This is a genomic window from Pantoea sp. LS15 (assembly GCF_012241585.1).
Taxonomy (GTDB): Bacteria; Pseudomonadota; Gammaproteobacteria; order Enterobacterales; family Enterobacteriaceae; genus Enterobacter.
In genome coordinates, this window is sequence record NZ_JAAVXA010000005.1 from 143,434 (window position 1) to 162,545 (window position 19,112).

The following is a 19,112-nucleotide window of genomic DNA, read 5'->3' on the forward strand; positions in this document are numbered from 1 at the left end:
GCAACAGAAGACAAAAAAATCGCCTGAATCAAAGCGTATCTGAATGTTATTGCATAAACTTTAATAACTTTACCCTCGTTGGGTTTCTTTAACGGTTTTAGTGCGCTATTACTCATCGCTTCTTGCGACACGGTGATGTGACGTAATTTTTGAATGGACACTCGGGTGGCATTTATGACGCGAAAAATGACTTCTCTGCGCAGCCTTGCGACAGGCTCTGCGCTCCTTTTCCTGTTTGCACCAACTCTCTACGCAGCTGAGCAGGCTGCGCCAGAAGCGCCGCCAGTGGACGCGCGCGCCTGGATCCTGATGGACTACTCCAGCGGTAAAGTGCTGGCGGAAGGCAATGCAGATGAGAAACTCGATCCAGCCAGTCTGACCAAAATCATGACCAGCTATGTGGTCGGCCAGGCGTTAAAAGCAGGCAAGATCAAGCTTGACGATATGGTCACCATCGGGAAGGACGCCTGGGCGACTGGCAACCCGGCGCTGCGGGGCTCATCAGTGATGTTCCTGAAACCTGGCGATCAGGTTTCCGTTTCTGATTTGAATAAAGGGGTGATTATCCAGTCCGGTAACGACGCCTGTATCGCACTGGCGGATTATGTCGCCGGCAGTCAGGATTCATTTATCGGCCTGATGAATGGCTATGCGCAAAAGCTGGGCCTGACCAACACCACCTTTAAAACCGTTCACGGTCTTGATTCGCCGGGCCAGTTCAGTACCGCCCGTGATATGGCGCTGTTGGGTAAAGCGCTGATCCACGACGTGCCGGATGAATACGCTATCCATAAAGAGAAAGAGTTTACCTTCAATAAAATTCGTCAGCCGAACCGCAACCGTCTGCTGTGGAGCAGTAACGTCAACGTTGACGGGATGAAGACAGGTACCACTGCTGGGGCGGGATACAACCTGGTGGCCTCCGCAACCCAGGGTGACATGCGTTTGATCTCGGTGGTACTGGGGACTAAAACCGACCGTATCCGTTTTAACGAATCAGAAAAATTACTGACCTGGGGTTTCCGCTTCTTTGAAACGGTGACGCCGATTAAACCGGATGCCACCTTCGTCAGCCAGCGTGTCTGGTTTGGTGATAAGAACGAAGTGAACCTGGGGGCCGGTGAGGCTGGGTCAGTGACCATCCCACGCGGTCAGCTTAAAAACCTGAAAGCCAGCTATACCCTGACCGATCCGCAGCTCACCGCGCCGCTGAAAAAAGGCCAGGTGGTCGGGACGATTGATTTCCAGCTTAATGGCAAGTCGATTGAACAGCGTCCGCTGATTGTGATGGAAGCAGTCGAAGAGGGTGGCTTCTTCAGCCGGATGTGGGATTTCGTATTAATGAAATTCCATAGCTGGTTTGGCAGTTGGTTTAGCTAAGTTTTTTGCCGGGTGGCGCTGCGCTTACCCGGCACAACCTCAATACATCAACTTCACCTGCTGCGCCTTCGCATACGCAACATACTCTTCATCCGGACGGCAATCGCTGACGATAACATCGAACTGTGCCAGCTCTCCCATCCGTGCCGGACGCACCTTGCCAAACTTGCTGTGATCCACCACCAGCACATGATACTGCGCGGCGCTTAATGCCCAGTGTTTCACCGGCAGTTCTTCCAGGTTAAAACAGGTCGCCCCCTGACGGGTACTGACGCCCGCTGCGGAGTAAAACGCGATATCCGGGCACAAATTGCTGAGCGTATCCTGAAGATTGAGCGGTTTAAAAATGGCGTTACTGGCGTGGAACTCACCGCCGCAGAGGATCACCCGACACTCGGGTTTCTCCTGAAGCGCCAGAAAGGTGTTCAGCGAATAACACACAGCAGTGAAAGGAATACTGCTGTCGATGGCTTCGATTATCCACGGTGTTGTCGTGCCACAGTCAAAAAACAGCGTCTGATGCGGCTGTACCAGTGAGGCCGCAAGCCGGGCGGCTTTACGTTTTTCTTCAACCAGGCGCGTTTTTTGATCGCTAATCAGGTAGTGGCTGGCACTGCGTGGCTCCAGCACAATATACCCGCCCAGTAGCACGACGGGTGCACTGTCGCTGTTCAGATCACGACGAATGGTCATCTCTGAAACGCCGAGGAGGGTGGCGGCTTCCTTAAGATGAAGCTTATCACTGCGCTTCAGCGCCTGTAGCAGCTGAGCAATGCGGTCATCGCGTCGTGTTTCCATAGATCCTCGGCGTGGAAAAAGTGAACCCCCGCAGGGCGGGGGTCCAAGTGTAACCTGTTGGGCCAGGGTTAGTCACGTACCCAGCCTTTGCGGATCGGGATAGCAAAGAGGATACGATAGAGTTGGGAGACCCCGTGGTAGAGCACCTGACCAAAGAGGCTCCACAGGATCGCTGCACTTACGCAACCAATCAGCCCCACCAGGAAACCGCCAACCATATCCAGCGGCCAGTGTACGCCCAGGTAAACACGCGACCAGGCGATAGCTGCCGCCACCACCATTAGTACCGCACCAGACCACAGGCGGTGCCAGAACAAAAACGCCAGTGCAAACGTGAAAATCACCGTGCCGTGGTCGCTCGGGAAGGAGTCATCAGGCGCATGATGCAGGAAGGTATAGCCAGCGTGGGCAACAAAAGGACGATCGTGCGGGAACAGATGACCCAGTGCAAAACTCATCAGTACGCTTACCGCAAGGGCCATCGCAACTTTGATAACTAACTGGCGCTGCGCGACGACCTGATTGCGCGGGCCCCATAACCAGAGGATTACGGCCAGCACAGGAACGATACTGATCAGATCTTTGGCAAAAAAAGTGGCGATATCAATCATCCACTCCGGTGATGCCGGGGTGGCGTTGATCAGATAAAACAGTCCATAGTTCAATTGCTCTAACATAACGTCGTTACTCTTTAGCAAACCGGGTGGAAACAAGGCCATAGACCACCACCTGGGAAAACCAAACCCACCACCCAGCCCACAGGTTGTGAGATAAGAAATGTGCGCCGCGCATCACCTGGCCATAACCCATCACCAGACCTAACACCACACCAAGTACGACAAAGGACCAGGCCAGACGTGGACGCTCGCGCCAGAAGGCAAAAAACAGGCCCATGACCATAAAGCCACTGGACGCGTGACCGCCGGGGAAACAACGCCCGGGACCGCTGTCTGCAGGGACAGAACTGAACAGGGGATAAGCAACTGCCTTTCCGCCGTATTCCACCAGATCCCACGGGCAACTGTGATGGCTTACACTTTTCAGTACGCCAACCACCAGCGCGCCAAGTCCCATCAACAACGCAGCCGTGACCAGTCTTGTGTTACGCGTGTAAGCGCCGTAAAACAGCGCCACGGCACCTAAGGCGATGGCAATATACTTCGCAATGCGGTGGTTCAGCAGATCCAGCAGATGGTCTTTCTGCAGTGGAAAACTCTGTGTCGCCGCGTCGTACCAAAAGCCGGTCACCCATTTGTCGAGCGTTTCATCGCGGGATAACCACGTAAACAGCACGGCAAGGGCTATCAGGACCAGAAGCTGGTAACCATAAAAGCGGGCCGGTAAGCGGTAAAGTTGTTTTGTCTTATTTGTCTGTAAGTTAGATAATTCTGAACGGCTGGAGGTGAGTGCCATAATCTGGGGTCGTTGACGAATAATGGGGCTATCATAAATCTGTCAACTTAAGGAAACCTTAAACGAAGACGATATGTGCCTTATTTCTGTTTATCCTCGATAAATCACTATCTCGGGCTGGGGCATTTCATTACACTCGTCGCGATTTTGTCATTAAAAAGAGATTGCATGTTAAACCGTTCTTCTTCTGCAGCGCGTCTGGGTCGTCAGGCGTTGCTTTTTCCTCTGTGTCTGGTGCTCTACGAATTCTCTACCTATATCGGCAACGATATGATCCAGCCCGGTATGCTGGCCGTTGTGGAACAGTACAACGCGGGAATTGAATGGGTGCCGACCTCCATGACCGCCTATCTGGCCGGCGGTATGTTTTTACAGTGGCTGTTAGGCCCACTGTCGGATCGTATTGGTCGCCGTCCGGTGATGCTGACCGGCGTGGTGTGGTTTATCGTGACCTGTCTTGCCACGCTTCTGGCGCAAAACATTGAACAATTTACCCTGCTGCGTTTCCTGCAGGGGGTGAGTCTGTGCTTTATCGGTGCCGTGGGGTATGCCGCCATTCAGGAGTCGTTTGAAGAGGCGGTGTGTATCAAGATCACCGCCCTGATGGCGAATGTGGCGTTGATCGCCCCGTTGCTCGGCCCGCTGGTGGGGGCCGCGTGGGTGCACGTTGCGCCGTGGGAAGGGATGTTTGTGCTCTTTGCTGTTTTCGCCGCCATCGCGTTCTTTGGCCTGCATCGTGCGATGCCGGAAACCGCCACCCGCATCGGCGAGAAACTTTCGCTCAAAGAGCTGGGCCGGGATTACAAAGAAGTGCTCAGGAATGGCCGCTTTGTTGCGGGTGCGCTGGCGACGGGGTTCGTCAGTCTGCCGCTGCTGGCGTGGATTGCGCAGTCTCCGGTCATTATCATCAGCGGTGAAAAGCTCAGCAGCTACGAGTATGGTCTGCTGCAGGTGCCGATTTTCGGCGCGTTGATAATCGGTAACCTGGTGCTGGCACGTCTGACGTCACGCCGCACCGTGCGTTCGCTGATTATTATGGGCGGCTGGCCGATTGCGGCGGGGCTGATTGTCGCGGCGGTCGCGACCGTGGTGTCATCTCATGCGTATCTGTGGATGACCGCAGGGTTAAGCATTTATGCGTTCGGGATTGGTGTGGCGAATGCCGGGCTGGTACGCCTGACGCTGTTTGCCAGCGAGATGAGTAAAGGTACGGTGTCCGCGGCGATGGGGATGTTGCAGATGCTGATTTTTACCGTCGGTATCGAAGTGAGCAAGCATGCTTACGCGATGGGCGGCAACGGACTGTTCAGCCTGTTTAACCTCGCCAACGGCGCGCTATGGGTTGGACTGATGGTGGTGTTCCTGAAAGACAAACGCGTCGGAAACGCCCTGCAGCCTTAAGTCTAATTCCCTCTCCCGTATGGGAGAGGGTTAGGGGGAGGGTACCAGACAGCACGGTATCAATTAAACGGTGCCTCCCCGTTCAACACCTTCTCAATCACGTTTAAAACACCTTCCTCGTTATTATGCGGCGCTTCAAAGCGCGCCACCGCTTTAATATGCGGTCTGGCATTTGCCATCGCAAAGCTGAACCCGGACTGGCGCAACATCTCCACGTCATTACCGCTATCACCAAAGGCCAGCACTTCACAGTCGTCTATGCCCCAGCGCTTTTGCAGTATCCGCAGACCATTGGCTTTATGTACGCCTGGGATGATCAGGTCTATGCTGCCGTGCCCGGTCGTGACGGGCACCATGATGTCACTCAGTTTTTCATGCAGCAGTGCCTGTATACGCGGGATTTCATCGTCAGAAACGTTAAGCCCGAACTTGAAGAAAATATCGTTCAGGTTGTCGAAATCACTCACCATTTCGAGGCGGTGGTAGTATTTCGCCGCGATCTCCTTAAAGCCCTCGTCATAGCATTTCAGCGTATACGCGCTGCTTTTCCCGCAGGCGATGATCTCAATGCCCGGAACGTCGTTTAAGACGTTCGCGACGGTCTCGAAATGGGCTTTCGACAGTTCACCGTTAAAGACATCTTCCCCTTCGCTCACGACCCAGCCACCATTTTCGGCGACAAATGCAATTTCATGGGCAATCTCCGGGAAAAAGGAGATCAACTGGTAGTACTGGTTGCCGCTGGCGACCGCGAAGCGAATACCTTGCGCCTTCATACGTGCATACTGGGCCAGAAAACGCGGGCGATTATAGGTTTTTGCATCACTCAGGAAAGTGCCATCCATGTCGACGGCGATCAGTTTAACGCTCATATCCCTTCTCCAGTGTCGTTTGATTCGTTTCCGGCTTTGCCACCGCACGCGCCACCAGCGCTGCGATGATGACCAGCCCTAACACCACCAGCATGGCGCTGCGCAGCCCGTAGTGCTCGCCGAGGAAACCAAGCAGTGGTGGCCCGACCAGGAAAGCGAGGTAGCCCGTGGTCGCCACCACGCTGACGCGTGTTGGCGCATCCGGGCCGGTATCGCTGGCGGCCGAAATGGTTAGCGGGAAGCCGAGTGATGCACCCAGACCCCAGAGGATCACCGACACGCCGGCAATCCAGTCCACATCCACAAAGATGATCATCGCAATCCCCAGCCCTCCGAGCAGAGCACTGGCGCGAACCACCGCCACGCGGCTGTAGCGATCGATAAACCAGCCGCCGGTAAAGCGCCCTACGGTCATGCCCAGCGTAAATCCGGCGTAGATCAGCGAGCCGGAGGTCGGGCTAAAGCCGTGGCCGTCCACCATCAGCAGCGGCAGCCAGTCGTTGGCGGAACCTTCCGCGAAAGCCATCGCCAACACCACCACGCCGATCAGCATCAGCTGAATATCGCGGTAGAAAGGAAGCCCTTTTTCCGCCGAATGTTGTTCATCCGAGGAGTTCTTACCTGTGCCGTCAGGGATTGCCCGGATACCGGTCAAAATCGGAATAATACAAACCAGTGCTGCCAGCAGGATATGCAGATTGGCTGTGACGCCAAATGCCGTCAGTGCCATCCCCACGCCCGCACCGGCCAGCGTGCCAAGGCTGTAAAAGCCATGCATCATTGGCAGCACGGTTTTGTTCATTTCACGCTCGACCGTTGCCCCTTCAACGTTAATGGCGACCTCCGCCGAACCGAAACTGCCGCCAAATATTGTCAGCCCCAGGGCAAACAGAACCGGTGAGGCAAACCATAGCGCAACGCTCAGTACCCCCATCCCGAACACAGCGCAGCACATGGTGGTGCGGATCACCGCCCGTGTACCAAAGCGCTTCACCAGCCACGCTGAGCAAAGAATGCCGCTCATAGAGCCTATAGACAGACCGAACAGCACAATGCCCATCTCGGCCGTAGAAACGGACAAAATATCGCGAATGGCGGGGGTACGCGTGGCCCAGGAAGCCATCAGCAGACCGGGAATAAAGAAGAACATGAACAGCGCCCACAGGCGTAGCTGCAGAGTTCGACGAGGGGAGGCGAGAGTCATTGAGATTAGCACCGGAAGTACAACAATAGCGACAACACTAGCAAGTTTGTGTACATTTGTACATAAACTACGTGAGGAATTTATGACCAGACCACCGAACGATCCTCATCGCCGGGAGAAGATCCTGCAGGCGACGCTGGACACCATCGCTGAGCACGGTATCCATGCCGTCACGCACCGCAAAATCGCGTCCTGTGCAGGTGTGCCGCTAGGGTCGATGACCTACTATTTCGAGGGTATGGAGTCGCTGCTGGAGGAGGCTTTCACGTGGTTTACCCGGCAGATGTCGCAACAGTACCGGGATTTCTTCGCCGGTGTCACCGGGCCTGAAATGGCGTGTGAAGCCATCACCACGCTGATCCACAGTTCGCAGGTGACGACGCCGCACAACATGGCGCTGATGTATCAACTCTACGCCTTTATGCACCGCAGCACGGCGCTCAAAACGGTGATGCAGGACTGGATGAAGATGAGCCAGACTACGCTTGAGCAGTGGTTTGACCCGGTCACCACTCGCGCACTGGATGCGTTTATCGAAGGGATGACGCTGCACTTTGTCACCGACCGGGCACCGTTAACCCGCGAAGAGATCCGGGCAATGGTGGGAAGAATTGCGGGCGAGGGCGGATGCTAGGTTACGCCTGCGGTCATATTAACGGTGGTTCCCGTGATGGCGCTTGCCGCATCTGAGGCCAGAAATGTAATCGTGTCGGCCACCTGCGCCAGCGTTGGCAGGCGATGCGTCAGGGTACTTTGCGCGGCACCACCGAGAAACTGCTCGACCGTAATCCCCATCTCCTGTGCCTTAGCGGCGAAAATGGCACCGACATACGAACCTGCCTGCATCGCGTCGGCTACCGCGTGAGAGCGCACGCACACGACGCGAATATTTTTAACGCCCAGTTCTGCGGCAAGCGCCCGGGTAAACGCTTCTGTTCCCGCGCAGCCAACGATATGCCCCAGGTGCCCGGAGATCGCCATATTCGCGGCGGGCGCGACGATGGTAATCAGGGTTCCGCCATGTTCGCCGCCCATGCGGGGCGCAACGGCTTTGGCGATGTTAAAGTACGCGGTCAGGAAGGGATCAAAACCCTGCCTGAATTCGCTAAGAGTTAACGCGTCGAGGCGTTTGCCCTGATCGTGCATAAAGCCTGTGGCGTTGACGACAATATCAATATGGACAAGCTCAGGAAGCTGCGCGGACTCATCCAGCGCATCGAAAATAAATGTGCTGGCAGACCCGCCTGCGGCACGAATGCTATTGGCAACATGTTCCAGCCTGGTAGGTGTGCGTGCAGCGAGGTGAACCTCAACCCCCTCACGCGCCAGAGCATCTGCCACAGCGCTGCCAATGGCGCCGCTGCCACCGAAGATGACAGCGATTTTGTTTTTAAAGCCCATACCCGCATACCCTCACCAGACCTGACCCTCAAAAGTATGAGCCGGGTTTCGGCTGATGCAACTCAACCGGTAGGTGGGGTATGCCGCATGCAAGCCTTACTGCGCCATTATCAATAGGTTACTTTTGCGAGATTTTTTTCCCGCTGGCATTCACGACGGCTTCGCCATCCTCTTTCGTAAATGCCCCTTTTTGCGCGTCAGGCAGGATGTCGAGGACGACTTCAGAAGGGCGGCACAGGCGAGTGCCCAGCGGCGTCACGACGATCGGACGGTTAATCAGGATCGGGTATTGCAGCATGAAGTCGAGCAGCTGTTCGTCGGTGAATTTATCTTCGGCCAGGTCGAGCTGTTCATAGGGTTCCACGTTTTTACGCAGCAGATCCCGTACAGAAATTCCCATATCCGCAATCAGAGTAGTCAGCGTGTCGCGCGATGGCGGGGTTTCCAGATACAGAATAATCTCTGGCTCCGTGCCGCTGTTGCGGATCATCTCGAGCGTATTGCGCGAGGTGCCGCAGGCTGGGTTGTGGTAAATGGTGATGTGGGTCATATCAGTGGCTCATTACAGTGTGAAGGAGAGACGTAGCGCCAGCGCGGCGAGCGTCACAAACAGGACCGGTAACGTCATTATGATACCCGTCCGGAAATAGTAGCCCCAGGTAATCGTCATGTTTTTCTGCGCCAGTACATGAAGCCAGAGCAGGGTCGCCAGGCTGCCGATAGGTGTGATTTTCGGCCCCAGGTCGCAACCAATCACGTTGGCGTAAATCATCGCGTCCTTAATCAATCCTGTTGCCGTACTGCCATCAATCGAGAGCGCGCCAATCAGCACCGTGGGCATATTGTTCATTATGGATGACAGGAACGCAGTGATGAACCCGGTTCCCAGCGTGGTGGCCCACAGCCCGTGTCCGGCCAGGCTATTCAGTACGCCTGTGAGATAGTCCGTCAGCCCGGCATTGCGCAGGCCATACACCACCAGATACATCCCCAGCGAGAAGATGACGATCTGCCACGGTGCGCCGCGCAGCACTTTTCCGGTGTTTATCGCATGTCCGCGTTTTGCGACAGCGAATAAAATCAGCGCGCCGACGGTCGCAATGGCGCTGACCGGAATACCGAGAGGTTCAAGTACGAAGAAACCGACAAGCAGAAGCAGCAGGACGATCCAGCCCGTTCTGAACGTCGGGAGATCGGTAATAGCGCGTGCCGGCTCCCGAAGTTTCGACAGGTCATATTCCGGGGGAATTTCCTTGCGAAAGAACAGATGCAGCATCACCAGCGTGGCGGCAATCGCGGCGATATCAACCGGGATCATCACCGAGGCATATTCGCTGAACCCCAGCGTGAAGAAATCGGCTGACACAATGTTGACCAGGTTAGAGACAATCAGCGGCAGGCTGGCGGTATCGGCGATAAACCCTGCCGCCATCACAAACGCCAGCGTTGCCTGCTTGCTGAACCCCAGCGCCAGCAGCATAGCAATCACGATAGGTGTCAGGATCAGCGCCGCACCGTCATTGGCAAACAGCGCCGCAACCGCCGCGCCCAGCAGCACGATATACGTAAAAAGTAATCTCCCCCGGCCATTTCCCCAGCGGGCAACGTGCAACGCAGCCCATTCGAAAAAGCCAGACTCATCCAGCAGCAGGCTGATGATAATGACGGCGATAAACGTGGCCGTCGCATTCCAGACAATATTCCAGACCACCGGAATATCATTAATGTGGATCACACCGCTGACCAGCGCCAGCACGGCACCAATGGTCGCGCTCCAGCCGATACTCAGCCCCCTTGGCTGCCAGATAACCAGTACCAGCGTAAACAGAAAAATTGCCCCTGCCAGAAACATTGCTTACTCCATCATATCTGTTTTTGTGAATGTGTATTGATTAACACGAACCCGTAAGTCTGTTTTTCAGTTTTTCACGCGTCTCTTCCCGCAGGCAGTTCCAGCTGTTGTCGATAATGGTTGCCGCCCATGCAGGCACGTGAGGGGATAAACGGTAATGGATCCATTTCCCTTCCCGGCGATCGATAACCAGCCCGGACTCGCGGAGCAACGCCATATGGCGGGAGACTTTCGGCTGCGACTCGGTGGTCGCGGAGCAGAGATCGCAAACGCACAGCTCGCCCGCTTCACGGAGCAGCATGATGATGGAGAGCCGCGTTTCGTCGGAGAGGGTTTTGAAGAGTTGGAGCGGGTGGAGCATGGTTAAACCTTCGGATAGTTAATACATATTCGTTTAATCATATGTATTTGGTGTGAGGAATGGAAGAGGGGAAAACCAGGCTGGCTGTTAAACTGAAAAATATCGTCTGGAATCGCTAATTACCTTTGGTTATTCTTTGCGCGGGTTTGGACCACTACGGATTAGATATGGTCTACTTCCTCGTTGAACAACAGCTAGAGCCTTACCTTGTGTTCATCGAAGGGCACCCTATTGATTGCAAAGGAATACAGAATGAAATTTGTAAAATCGTTAATGTCCCACGCAATTGAGGGAACCATCACTTTTCTGGCTGTGATTTTTGCTATGGGTTCTTTTTTTTGGTTTGAAAACACCTGGATGAAGTTGGCCGGATGTATTGGGGCATTAATCGTTGGTTATGTGCTTTCATATGGAGCGGAAAAAATTAGAGGTGGGTGAGTTTTAGTTGGTTCATCCCGGACTAGATCTGGCTTTAACCCCTTTAACGGGCTGAAACAGAATGGTTGAACTTCAGGCAACAAAAAACCCATCAACCTTGAACCAAAACGGCGGGGTTGATGGGCTCCACAAATTGGGGACATCAAAGAAAAGCAGTGGCACTAGTTATGACTGCCCCCAGATCAAAAAGTTCTGCGCATAACGAAAATTTTTTCTTTATGCGCAAACTTAGGAGTTATCCGAGTCCAGGCCAGATGATAATGATCAGCGTACCTGCCAGCGTCAGCAGTACGTTGGCGATAGCGTAAGTGCCTGCATAGCCCAGTGCCGGGATGTTGCTGCGCGCGGTGTCACTGATAATTTCCATGGCTGGCGCACAGGTACGAGCACCCATCATGGCTCCGAAGAGCAGGGCGCGGTTCATGCGTAGCACGTAGGCGCCGAACAGGAAACAGATCACTACCGGCACCAGGCTGACGATGAGTCCGGAAACTAACATTTGCCAGCCAACGGCACCCAGGCTGTGGCCAATGCCGCTACCCGCGCTTAAACCGACACCCGCCATAAAGACCATCAGGCCGAACTCTTTCACCATATTCAGCGCGCCCTGCGGAATGTAGCCGAAGGTCGGATGGTTCGCTCGCAGGAAGCCCAGCATGATCCCGGCGAACAGCAAACCGGCGGCGTTACCGATGCCGAAGCTAAAGTTGCTGAACTGGAAGGTGATCATCCCAATCATGAGGCCAACGATAAAGAAGGCGCAGAACGCCAGCAGGTCGGTGACCTGGCTGTGAATGGAGATAAAGCCGATGCGGTCAGCAACGGTTTTCACGCGGCGGGCGTCGCCGCTGACCTGCAAAACGTCACCTTTATTGAGTACGACGTTGTCGTCGATAGGCATCTCAATCTGGCTGCGGATCACGCGGTTAAGGAAGCAACCGTGGTCGGTCAGCTTCAGTTGCGCCAGACGACGGCCGACGGCGTTATGGTTTTTCACCACAATCTCTTCGGTGACGATACGCATGTCGAGCAGATCGCGGTCGAACACCTCTTTGCCGTTACGGAAGCTTGGGTCAAGACGGGCGTGGGCATCCGGGTAACCCACCAGCGCGATATCATCTCCCATCTGCAGCACCGCATCGCCGTCCGGGTTCGCCAGAATGCCGTTGCGACGAATGCGTTCGATATAGCAACCGGTCTGGCGGTATATACCCAGCTCGCGAAGATTTTTCCCGTCAGCCCATGCAACAAGCTCTGGCCCGACGCGATACGCGCGGATCACCGGGAGATAGACTTTACGTTTGGTGTCGGTATCCAGACCGCGCTCGCGGGCGATTTGCTGGGCACTGGTCTGCAGATCCTGGTGTTGCAGTTTCGGCAGGTAGCGCGCGCCCACAATCAGGCTCACAAGACCGATCAGATAAGTCAGGGCATAGCCCAGGCTCAGGTGGTCGAGGGCGGTAGAGAGTTGTGCACCAGCCATGCCAGAATGGCGCAGGGTATCACCTGCACCGACAAGCACTGGCGTAGAGGTCATCGAACCTGCCAGCATACCGGCCGTTAACCCGATATCCCAGCCAAACAGTTTACCCAGCCCTAACGCAATCAGCAGTGCGCTACCGACCATGACCAGCGCCAGCATCAGATAATTTTTGCCGTCGCGGAAGAAAATTGAAAAAAAGTTGGGACCCGCTTCCACACCAACACAAAAAATAAACAGCATAAAACCTAAGTTGAGCGCGTCCGTGTTAATGCTGAAATGCTGCTGACCTAATATTAATGATACGACTAAAACGCCAATGGAATTACCAAGTTGAACCGACCCCAGGCGCAATTTACCCAGGCAAAGGCCCAGCGCGAGTACAACAAATAATAACAGGATGTAATTCCCATTTAACAAGTCTGCGACGTTTATATTCACGGAGGCTAACTTCTTGTTTACCAGTAAGTTGTTGAATAAAAGGGCTTTTTGGGCTACTGTTTTCTGGGTCAGGGAAAGGCGTTAACGCTCCCTGTTTCCTGCTTTATTCCCTAAAACATTAGCTGGCGTGTAGTTTAATCGTATTAGCTACTGACAGCTACTGATTATCGCATCACCCTGTGCGTACTTTGGCAAGGATTGCCGCATTGCTTTATCTGACTGGGCGTCTACCCGACGAATGTGTATTTGATAGAGATAAGTCAGGAGGATAGTTTGAACATTAAACGAAACTGGGCGGGGGTGATCAGCTGCTTTTTGCTGTTCACCGTCGTGTGCATGTCGCTCGCTTTTAATGTGAAAGGGGCATTCAGGGCGTCGGGTCATCCGGAGCTGGGTTTACTCTTTTTCACTCTGCCGGGCGCGGCCGCCAGCTTTCTCTCCCGTAAAGGGGAGGTGGTGAAACCGCTATTGGGTGCAATGCTTGCAGCACCGCTGTGTCTGCTGCTGATGCGCTTGCTGTTTGTTCCCGTGAGAAGTTTCTGGCAGGAGCTGGCGTGGTTGCTGAGCGGTGTGTTCTGGTGCGCCCTGGGCGCGTTGTGCTATCTGTTTGTGCGCAGTCTGATACACCGACGGCACACCAAATAAAAACGCCCTCAAGGTGAGGGCGTTCAGGTATTACTGCTCAGCAAACAGGCCAAGATGCTCTTTGGCGTAAGCTTCAAAATCTGTGCAACCACCGATGTGTTTCTGATCGAGGAAGATCTGCGGTACGGTTTCAACCGGCTTACCGACGGTTTTTTCCAGATCGGCTTTCGTGATGCCTTCCGCGTGGATATCAACGTAGCGGAAGTTGAAATCATCGCGCTCTGCGGTCAGTTTCTCAGCCAGCTCTTTCGCGCGCACACAGTATGGGCACCCTGGACGACCAAAAATTACTGCAAACATTTCTCTCTCCTCAAAAAACAAGCCTGACGGCGAATGACACATATAGTGCCCGATAACCTGCCGCCATTAAAGAAGGTTTCGCCTGTCGCTTTGATACAGTCAGGCTATGTTTCGCCAATTACACTGCACTAATCATTGCCTATACTGGCTGCCATGTGAATTAAGCAAGACAAAGAGAGACAATATGACGCCAACCATAGACCTGCTCACATCCCATCGTTCGATCCGCCACTTTACCGATGAGCCGATTACCGAGGCGCAGCGCGAAGCCATTATTAACAGCGCAAGGGCGACCTCCAGCTCCAGCTTCCTGCAGTGCAGCTCTATTATCCGTATTACTGACCCGGCCATGCGGGAACAACTGGTCACGCTTACGGGCGGACAGAAGCATGTGGCCCAGGCGGCGGAGTTCTGGGTGTTCTGCGCCGACTTTAACCGCCATCTGCAAATCTGCCCTGAAGCCGAACTGGGGCTGGCAGAACAGCTGCTGCTGGGTGTGGTGGATACTGCTCTGATGGCACAAAACGCCTTTACGGCGGCGGAATCGCTGGGATTAGGCGGCGTGTATATCGGCGGCTTGCGTAACAATATCGAAAGCGTCACTGAACTGCTGAAGCTGCCAAAACATGTTCTGCCGTTGTTTGGCCTGTGCCTCGGATGGCCAGCGGATAACCCGGATCTGAAGCCGCGTATTCCTGCCGCCATGCTAGTACATGAAAATCACTATCAACCTGTCGATCAGGATGTCCTGGCGCAATACGATGAAGAACTGGCGAACTACTATATGACGCGCGGCAGCAATAACCGCCGCGATACCTGGAGTGACCATATTCGTCGTACCATCATTAAAGAAAATCGCCCGTTTATTCTCGATTATCTGCACAAACAGGGCTGGGCGACGCGATAGTCCATTCCTCCTGCGCCTGCCTGCGTATATGATATGCAGGCTTTTTCCATGTCTTTAGAGAGGTGCAGGGTGAAAATTGCCATTTTGTCCCGGGATGGAACGCTCTATTCATGTAAACGTCTGCGAGAAGCAGCGGCAAAACGCGGGCATCAGGTCGAGATCCTCGACCCAATGTCCTGCTATATGAACATTGATCCGGCTGCCTCGTCGATTCACTACAAAGGCCGCAAGTTGCCGCACTTTGATGCCGTGATCCCTCGCATCGGCTCCCAGATAACCTATTACGGCACCGCCGCGCTGCGCCAGTTTGAAATGCTGGGCAGCTATCCGCTCAATGAATCCGTCGCCATTTCCCGCGCCCGCGATAAGCTGCGCTCGTTACAGCTGCTCGCCCGCCAGGGGATCGATCTCCCTGTCACGGGGATTGCCCATTCACCGGACGACACCAGCGACCTGATCGATATGGTGGGCGGCGCACCTTTAGTGATCAAACTGGTGGAAGGTACGCAGGGCATTGGCGTGGTGCTGGCGGAAACACGTCAGGCGGCAGAAAGCGTCATTGATGCTTTCCGGGGGCTGAATGCCCACATTTTGGTGCAGGAATACATCAAAGAGGCCAAAGGTCGCGACATTCGTTGCTTCGTGGTGGGGAACGAGGTGGTAGCGGCCATAGAGCGCCAGGCAAAAGAGGGCGACTTCCGCTCTAACCTGCACCGTGGCGGTGTGGCGAGGGTGGCGGATATCAGCGAGCGCGAGCGGGAAATTGCGGTGAAAGCGGCACAAACCCTGGGGCTGGACGTGGCGGGGGTAGACCTTCTGCGGGCAACGCGTGGTCCGCTGGTCATGGAAGTGAATGCCTCGCCGGGGCTGGAAGGCGTGGAAAAAACCACAGGGGTCGATATTGCGGGTAAAATGATCTCATGGATCGAACGTCATGCGACGCCGGGCTACTGTCTGAAAACAGGCGGGTGAATGGTATTGATCGCACTTTTTGCGTACCCTATGCGAAGTTTTTATTAAAGAGGCTGCACAGCGATGGATTTACAGGTCGTTCCAACACTGGATACGTTACGTCAATGGCTTGATGATGCCGGAATTACGTTCTTCGAATGCGATTCCTGTCAGGCGCTGCATCTGCCTCATATGCAGAATTTCGATGGCATTTTCGATGCCAAAATCGATCTCATTAACGACGTGATTCTTTTCTCGGCGCTGGCCGAAGTGAAGCCGTCTGCGCTGCTGGCGCTGGCCTCCGACCTGTCGGCCATCAATGCCAGTTCTTTGACCGTGAAAGCATTTCTCGATATACAGGATGATAATCTGCCAAAACTGGTCGTTTGCCAGTCTTTATTCTCCGGTGCAGGGCTCTCGTTCAAACAGTTCTCCTGGTTTATGCGCTTGAGTGAAGAGCAAATTTCCATGGTAATGATGGAAGCCAATGCACATCATCTGCTGTATAGCGCGGAAGATGATGCAGAGAATAATGATGCATCTCCCAATTTTCTTCACTAAGCCTGTCTGACTTTTGCGCAGTCGCTGCCATAGCGGCTGCAGAAGGCCATTTTTTCTGCTGCTTTTAACCTTTCCTTAAAGAATTATTCACCTCCCGGAAGGCCGTTTCGGCTTATCACATAGACATAACCTGCATAAAAAATTGATAAAAGGCGTTTTTTCGTCTGGGCTATAGCCGGAGACACGGGCTACAGTTATTCTTGCGATGCTTAAAAAAGCGAGCGGATGCTGCCGGGTAAAGAGGTTTCTTTTTATTTTAGGCAGAGCGACAAACTATGCATGATTTTTGCATATATCCAGATTGCACAGTTTTAGTTCGTTTGTTAACGAGCTTTCAGAAGGAATAACACTATGATCGCCTTGAATAAAAAATGGTTATCGGGTCTGGTTGCGGGTGCTCTGATGGCCGTCTCTGCCGGCACGCTCGCTGCGGAACAAAAAACGCTGCATGTTTATAACTGGTCTGATTATATTGCGCCGGACACGGTCGCCAATTTTGAAAAAGAGACCGGCATTAAAGTGGTCTACGACGTCTTCGATTCCAACGAAGTGCTGGAAGGAAAACTGATGGCGGGAAGTACCGGTTTTGACCTGGTGGTACCTTCCGCAAGCTTCCTGGAGCGTCAGCTGACGGCAGGTGTTTTCCAGCCGCTGGACAAGAGCAAGTTACCAAACTGGAAAAACCTTGACCCGGAAGTGCTGAAGCTGGTTGCGAAGCACGACCCTGATAATAAATATGCCATGCCTTATCTGTGGGCGACCACCGGTATCGGCTACAACGTCGATAAAGTCAAAGCGGCGCTGGGCCCGGACGTCAAGCTGGACAGCTGGGACGTGGTGCTGAAGCCGGAAAACCTTGAGAAACTGAAAAGTTGCGGCGTCTCCTTCCTCGATGCGCCGGAAGAGATTTTCGCCACCGTGCTGAACTACCTGGGCAAAGATCCAAACAGCAACAAGGCTAACGACTACACCGGCCCGGCGACCGATCTGCTGCTGAAGCTACGTCCGAATATCCGTTACTTCCACTCTTCACAGTACATTAACGACCTGGCTAACGGCGACATCTGCGTCGCGATTGGCTGGGCGGGCGATGTGTGGCAGGCGGCGAACCGTGCGAAAGAGGCGAAAAACGGCGTGAACGTTTCCTATTTCATTCCGAAAGAGGGAGCACTGGCGTTCTTTGACGTCTTCGCGATGCCTGCAGATGCGAAAAACAAAGACGAAGCCTATCAGTTCCTTAATTACCTGATGCGTCCTGAAGTGATTGCCCATATCAGTGACCACGTCTACTACGCGAACGGTAACAAGGCCTCCGTGCCACTGGTTAGCGAAGAGATCCGCAAAAACCCGGCTATCTATCCGCCAGCGGATGTGTTCGCCAAGCTGTTCACCCTGAAAGTTCAGGATCCAAAAATTGACCGCGTACGTACCCGTGCGTGGACCAAGGTGAAAAGCGGTAAATAATTATCCGCGAGTTGTAGGCCGGGCAAGCCCAGCGCCCCCGGCAACAGGTGCACCGTTATGGTGCGCCTGCACCATGATTTGATTTCTGCCGGAGAGCACCCCGTGAATGACGCGATCCCCCGCCCGCAGGCGAAAGTCCGTAAAGCGCTGACCCCGCTTCTTGAAATTCGTAACCTCACCAAATCTTTCGATGGCCAGCATGCCGTGGACGACGTCAATCTGACGATCTACAAAGGTGAAATTTTTGCCCTCCTGGGGGCATCTGGCTGCGGTAAGTCGACCTTGCTGCGTATGCTGGCCGGTTTTGAACAGCCCACTGCCGGGCAGATTGTGCTGGATGGCGTGGATCTCTCCAGTGTGCCGCCGTACCAGCGTCCGATTAACATGATGTTCCAGTCCTACGCGTTGTTCCCGCACATGACGGTGGAACAGAACATCGCCTTTGGCCTGAAGCAGGACAAACTGCCGAAAGCCGAAATTACCGCGCGTGTGGCCGAGATGCTGAGCCTGGTGCACATGCAGGAGTTCGCGAAGCGTAAACCGCACCAGCTCTCTGGCGGTCAGCGTCAGCGCGTGGCCCTGGCCCGCAGCCTGGCAAAACGCCCGAAATTATTGCTGCTCGATGAGCCAATGGGTGCCCTGGATAAAAAACTGCGCGACCGTATGCAGCTCGAAGTGGTAGATATCCTCGAACGTGTGGGGGTGACCTGCGTGATGGTGACTCACGACCAGGAAGAGGCGATGACCATGGCCGGGCGAATCGCCATCATGAACCGCGGGAAGTTCGTACAGATTGGCGAACCAGAAGAGATTTATGAGCACCCGACTACTCGCTACAGCGCGGAGTTCATTGGCTCGGTCAACGTCTTCGAAGGGCTGCTGAAAGACCGCCAGGAAGATGGACTGGTCATTGAATCACCGGGGCTGCAACACCCGCTTAAGGTCGATCCGGATAACTCGGTGGTGGATAACGTGCCGGTTTACGTCGCGCTGCGCCCGGAGAAAATCATGCTCTGTGAGGATCCGCCTGCGGATGGCTATAACTTTGCCGTGGGTGAAGTGGTGCATATTGCCTACCTTGGCGATCTTTCCATCTACCACGTGCGTCTGAAAAGCGGACAGATGCTCAGCGCTCAGTTGCAGAACGAACATCGCTATCGCAAGGGGCAGCCGACCTGGGGTGACGAAGTGCGCCTGTGCTGGGATGCTGACAGTTGCGTTGTGCTGACGGTATAAGGAGCGG

21 protein-coding genes are annotated in these 19,112 nt (G+C 54.3%); 10 read left to right on the forward strand and 11 right to left on the reverse strand.

From position 1 onward, the window contains the following. Positions 1 to 174: 174 nt before the first annotated feature. Positions 175 to 1,380 carry a serine-type D-Ala-D-Ala carboxypeptidase gene (dacC, locus tag HED65_RS10140; RefSeq protein WP_114978559.1) on the forward strand — a complete coding sequence of 402 codons (1,206 nt, stop codon included), beginning with the start codon at positions 175 to 177 and terminating at the stop codon, positions 1,378 to 1,380. A gap of 39 nt (positions 1,381 to 1,419) precedes the next feature. On the opposite strand, the gene deoR is transcribed toward dacC, so the two are convergent. The 3 genes from deoR to HED65_RS10155 form a co-directional block, all read right to left on the reverse strand. After that, complete coding sequence (gene deoR / locus HED65_RS10145) at positions 1,420 to 2,178, reverse strand: DNA-binding transcriptional repressor DeoR (protein WP_114978476.1); 759 nt, start codon at positions 2,176 to 2,178, stop codon at positions 1,420 to 1,422. A gap of 68 nt (positions 2,179 to 2,246) precedes the next feature. Further along, complete coding sequence (gene ybjG, locus HED65_RS10150; protein ID WP_114978477.1) at positions 2,247 to 2,855, reverse strand: undecaprenyl-diphosphate phosphatase; 609 nt, start codon at positions 2,853 to 2,855, stop codon at positions 2,247 to 2,249. 7 nt (positions 2,856 to 2,862) lie between these two features. Next, positions 2,863 to 3,591, reverse strand: a complete 729-nt coding sequence (locus HED65_RS10155) for a phosphatase PAP2 family protein (protein WP_114978478.1) — start codon at positions 3,589 to 3,591, stop codon at positions 2,863 to 2,865. 168 nt (positions 3,592 to 3,759) lie between these two features. Between HED65_RS10155 and HED65_RS10160 the strand changes: the two genes are divergently transcribed. After that, positions 3,760 to 4,992: an MFS transporter gene (locus HED65_RS10160; protein WP_114978479.1), complete on the forward strand. Its 1,233-nt coding sequence runs from the start codon at positions 3,760 to 3,762 to the stop codon at positions 4,990 to 4,992. 59 nt (positions 4,993 to 5,051) lie between these two features. On the opposite strand, the gene HED65_RS10165 is transcribed toward HED65_RS10160, so the two are convergent. After that, positions 5,052 to 5,864, reverse strand: coding sequence for a Cof-type HAD-IIB family hydrolase (locus HED65_RS10165; protein WP_114978480.1), 813 nt, complete (start codon positions 5,862 to 5,864; stop codon positions 5,052 to 5,054). After that, entirely contained in the window at positions 5,854 to 7,068 is a 1,215-nt protein-coding gene (locus HED65_RS10170; protein ID WP_114978481.1) for an MFS transporter, read from the reverse strand. The genes HED65_RS10165 and HED65_RS10170 overlap by 11 nt, the downstream gene beginning before the upstream one ends. Positions 7,069 to 7,150: 82 nt before the next feature. Between HED65_RS10170 and HED65_RS10175 the strand changes: the two genes are divergently transcribed. Beyond that, positions 7,151 to 7,702: a TetR/AcrR family transcriptional regulator gene (locus HED65_RS10175; protein WP_114978482.1), complete on the forward strand. Its 552-nt coding sequence runs from the start codon at positions 7,151 to 7,153 to the stop codon at positions 7,700 to 7,702. Here the strand turns inward: HED65_RS10175 and HED65_RS10180 are convergent. From HED65_RS10180 to HED65_RS10195, 4 genes are all read right to left on the reverse strand, one after another. Further along, the gene (locus HED65_RS10180; protein ID WP_114978483.1) at positions 7,699 to 8,469 is read right to left on the reverse strand and encodes an SDR family NAD(P)-dependent oxidoreductase; all 771 of its coding nucleotides are present in this window, start codon (positions 8,467 to 8,469) and stop codon (positions 7,699 to 7,701) included. The two genes, HED65_RS10175 and HED65_RS10180, sit on opposite strands and share 4 nt — an antisense overlap. Before the next feature lie 118 nt (positions 8,470 to 8,587). Continuing rightward, the gene (arsC, locus tag HED65_RS10185) at positions 8,588 to 9,019 is read right to left on the reverse strand and encodes a glutaredoxin-dependent arsenate reductase (protein WP_114978484.1); all 432 of its coding nucleotides are present in this window, start codon (positions 9,017 to 9,019) and stop codon (positions 8,588 to 8,590) included. 12 nt (positions 9,020 to 9,031) lie between these two features. Then, entirely contained in the window at positions 9,032 to 10,321 is a 1,290-nt protein-coding gene (locus HED65_RS10190; RefSeq protein ID WP_114978485.1) for an arsenic transporter, read from the reverse strand. Between the two features lie 40 nt (positions 10,322 to 10,361). Next, positions 10,362 to 10,682, reverse strand: a complete 321-nt coding sequence (locus HED65_RS10195) for a metalloregulator ArsR/SmtB family transcription factor (RefSeq protein ID WP_114978486.1) — start codon at positions 10,680 to 10,682, stop codon at positions 10,362 to 10,364. Positions 10,683 to 10,934: 252 nt separating this feature from the next. On the opposite strand from HED65_RS10195, the gene HED65_RS10200 reads away from it, so the two are divergent. Further along, the gene (locus HED65_RS10200; protein WP_147279796.1) at positions 10,935 to 11,120 is read left to right on the forward strand and encodes a hypothetical protein; all 186 of its coding nucleotides are present in this window, start codon (positions 10,935 to 10,937) and stop codon (positions 11,118 to 11,120) included. Between the two features lie 235 nt (positions 11,121 to 11,355). Here HED65_RS10200 and HED65_RS10205 read toward each other — a convergent pair whose 3' ends face one another. Beyond that, positions 11,356 to 13,041, reverse strand: coding sequence for an aspartate:alanine antiporter (locus tag HED65_RS10205; RefSeq protein ID WP_114978487.1), 1,686 nt, complete (start codon positions 13,039 to 13,041; stop codon positions 11,356 to 11,358). 273 nt (positions 13,042 to 13,314) lie between these two features. Here HED65_RS10205 and HED65_RS10210 point away from each other — a divergent pair, with 273 nt between their 5' ends. Further along, complete coding sequence (locus HED65_RS10210; protein ID WP_028019314.1) at positions 13,315 to 13,686, forward strand: inner membrane protein YbjM; 372 nt, start codon at positions 13,315 to 13,317, stop codon at positions 13,684 to 13,686. 30 nt (positions 13,687 to 13,716) lie between these two features. Here HED65_RS10210 and HED65_RS10215 read toward each other — a convergent pair whose 3' ends face one another. Then, positions 13,717 to 13,986, reverse strand: a complete 270-nt coding sequence (locus HED65_RS10215; RefSeq protein ID WP_014883149.1) for a GrxA family glutaredoxin — start codon at positions 13,984 to 13,986, stop codon at positions 13,717 to 13,719. A gap of 184 nt (positions 13,987 to 14,170) precedes the next feature. On the opposite strand from HED65_RS10215, the gene nfsA reads away from it, so the two are divergent. From nfsA to potG, 5 genes are all read left to right on the forward strand, one after another. Then, positions 14,171 to 14,893, forward strand: coding sequence for a nitroreductase NfsA (gene nfsA, locus HED65_RS10220; protein ID WP_028019313.1), 723 nt, complete (start codon positions 14,171 to 14,173; stop codon positions 14,891 to 14,893). A 69-nt stretch (positions 14,894 to 14,962) separates the two neighbouring features. Beyond that, on the forward strand, positions 14,963 to 15,865 hold the full coding sequence (gene rimK / locus HED65_RS10225) for a 30S ribosomal protein S6--L-glutamate ligase (protein WP_114978488.1): 903 nt from the start codon (positions 14,963 to 14,965) through the stop codon (positions 15,863 to 15,865). A 63-nt stretch (positions 15,866 to 15,928) separates the two neighbouring features. Then, complete coding sequence (locus HED65_RS10230; protein ID WP_014169308.1) at positions 15,929 to 16,405, forward strand: YbjN domain-containing protein; 477 nt, start codon at positions 15,929 to 15,931, stop codon at positions 16,403 to 16,405. A gap of 351 nt (positions 16,406 to 16,756) precedes the next feature. After that, positions 16,757 to 17,869 (forward strand): spermidine/putrescine ABC transporter substrate-binding protein PotF, encoded by a 1,113-nt coding sequence (gene potF / locus HED65_RS10235; RefSeq protein WP_114978489.1) that lies wholly within the window; start codon positions 16,757 to 16,759, stop codon positions 17,867 to 17,869. A gap of 102 nt (positions 17,870 to 17,971) precedes the next feature. Continuing rightward, a complete protein-coding gene (gene potG / locus HED65_RS10240) occupies positions 17,972 to 19,105 on the forward strand; it encodes a putrescine ABC transporter ATP-binding subunit PotG (RefSeq protein ID WP_050482952.1) in 1,134 nt (377 codons plus the stop codon). Positions 19,106 to 19,112: the final 7 nt, after the last annotated feature.

What these genes read in the sequence shown, in the direction of transcription:
- dacC (WP_114978559.1), top strand. Translation starts at nt 175, where the DNA reads ATGACGCGAAAAATGACTTCTCTGCGCAGCCTTGCGACAGGCTCTGCG.
- deoR (WP_114978476.1), bottom strand. Translation starts at nt 2,178, where the DNA reads ATGGAAACACGACGCGATGACCGCATTGCTCAGCTGCTACAGGCGCTG.
- ybjG (WP_114978477.1), bottom strand. Translation starts at nt 2,855, where the DNA reads ATGTTAGAGCAATTGAACTATGGACTGTTTTATCTGATCAACGCCACC.
- HED65_RS10155 (WP_114978478.1), bottom strand. Translation starts at nt 3,591, where the DNA reads ATGGCACTCACCTCCAGCCGTTCAGAATTATCTAACTTACAGACAAAT.
- HED65_RS10160 (WP_114978479.1), top strand. Translation starts at nt 3,760, where the DNA reads ATGTTAAACCGTTCTTCTTCTGCAGCGCGTCTGGGTCGTCAGGCGTTG.
- HED65_RS10165 (WP_114978480.1), bottom strand. Translation starts at nt 5,864, where the DNA reads ATGAGCGTTAAACTGATCGCCGTCGACATGGATGGCACTTTCCTGAGT.
- HED65_RS10170 (WP_114978481.1), bottom strand. Translation starts at nt 7,068, where the DNA reads ATGACTCTCGCCTCCCCTCGTCGAACTCTGCAGCTACGCCTGTGGGCG.
- HED65_RS10175 (WP_114978482.1), top strand. Translation starts at nt 7,151, where the DNA reads ATGACCAGACCACCGAACGATCCTCATCGCCGGGAGAAGATCCTGCAG.
- HED65_RS10180 (WP_114978483.1), bottom strand. Translation starts at nt 8,469, where the DNA reads ATGGGCTTTAAAAACAAAATCGCTGTCATCTTCGGTGGCAGCGGCGCC.
- arsC (WP_114978484.1), bottom strand. Translation starts at nt 9,019, where the DNA reads ATGACCCACATCACCATTTACCACAACCCAGCCTGCGGCACCTCGCGC.
- HED65_RS10190 (WP_114978485.1), bottom strand. Translation starts at nt 10,321, where the DNA reads ATGTTTCTGGCAGGGGCAATTTTTCTGTTTACGCTGGTACTGGTTATC.
- HED65_RS10195 (WP_114978486.1), bottom strand. Translation starts at nt 10,682, where the DNA reads ATGCTCCACCCGCTCCAACTCTTCAAAACCCTCTCCGACGAAACGCGG.
- HED65_RS10200 (WP_147279796.1), top strand. Translation starts at nt 10,935, where the DNA reads ATGAAATTTGTAAAATCGTTAATGTCCCACGCAATTGAGGGAACCATC.
- HED65_RS10215 (WP_014883149.1), bottom strand. Translation starts at nt 13,986, where the DNA reads ATGTTTGCAGTAATTTTTGGTCGTCCAGGGTGCCCATACTGTGTGCGC.
- nfsA (WP_028019313.1), top strand. Translation starts at nt 14,171, where the DNA reads ATGACGCCAACCATAGACCTGCTCACATCCCATCGTTCGATCCGCCAC.
- HED65_RS10230 (WP_014169308.1), top strand. Translation starts at nt 15,929, where the DNA reads ATGGATTTACAGGTCGTTCCAACACTGGATACGTTACGTCAATGGCTT.
- potF (WP_114978489.1), top strand. Translation starts at nt 16,757, where the DNA reads ATGATCGCCTTGAATAAAAAATGGTTATCGGGTCTGGTTGCGGGTGCT.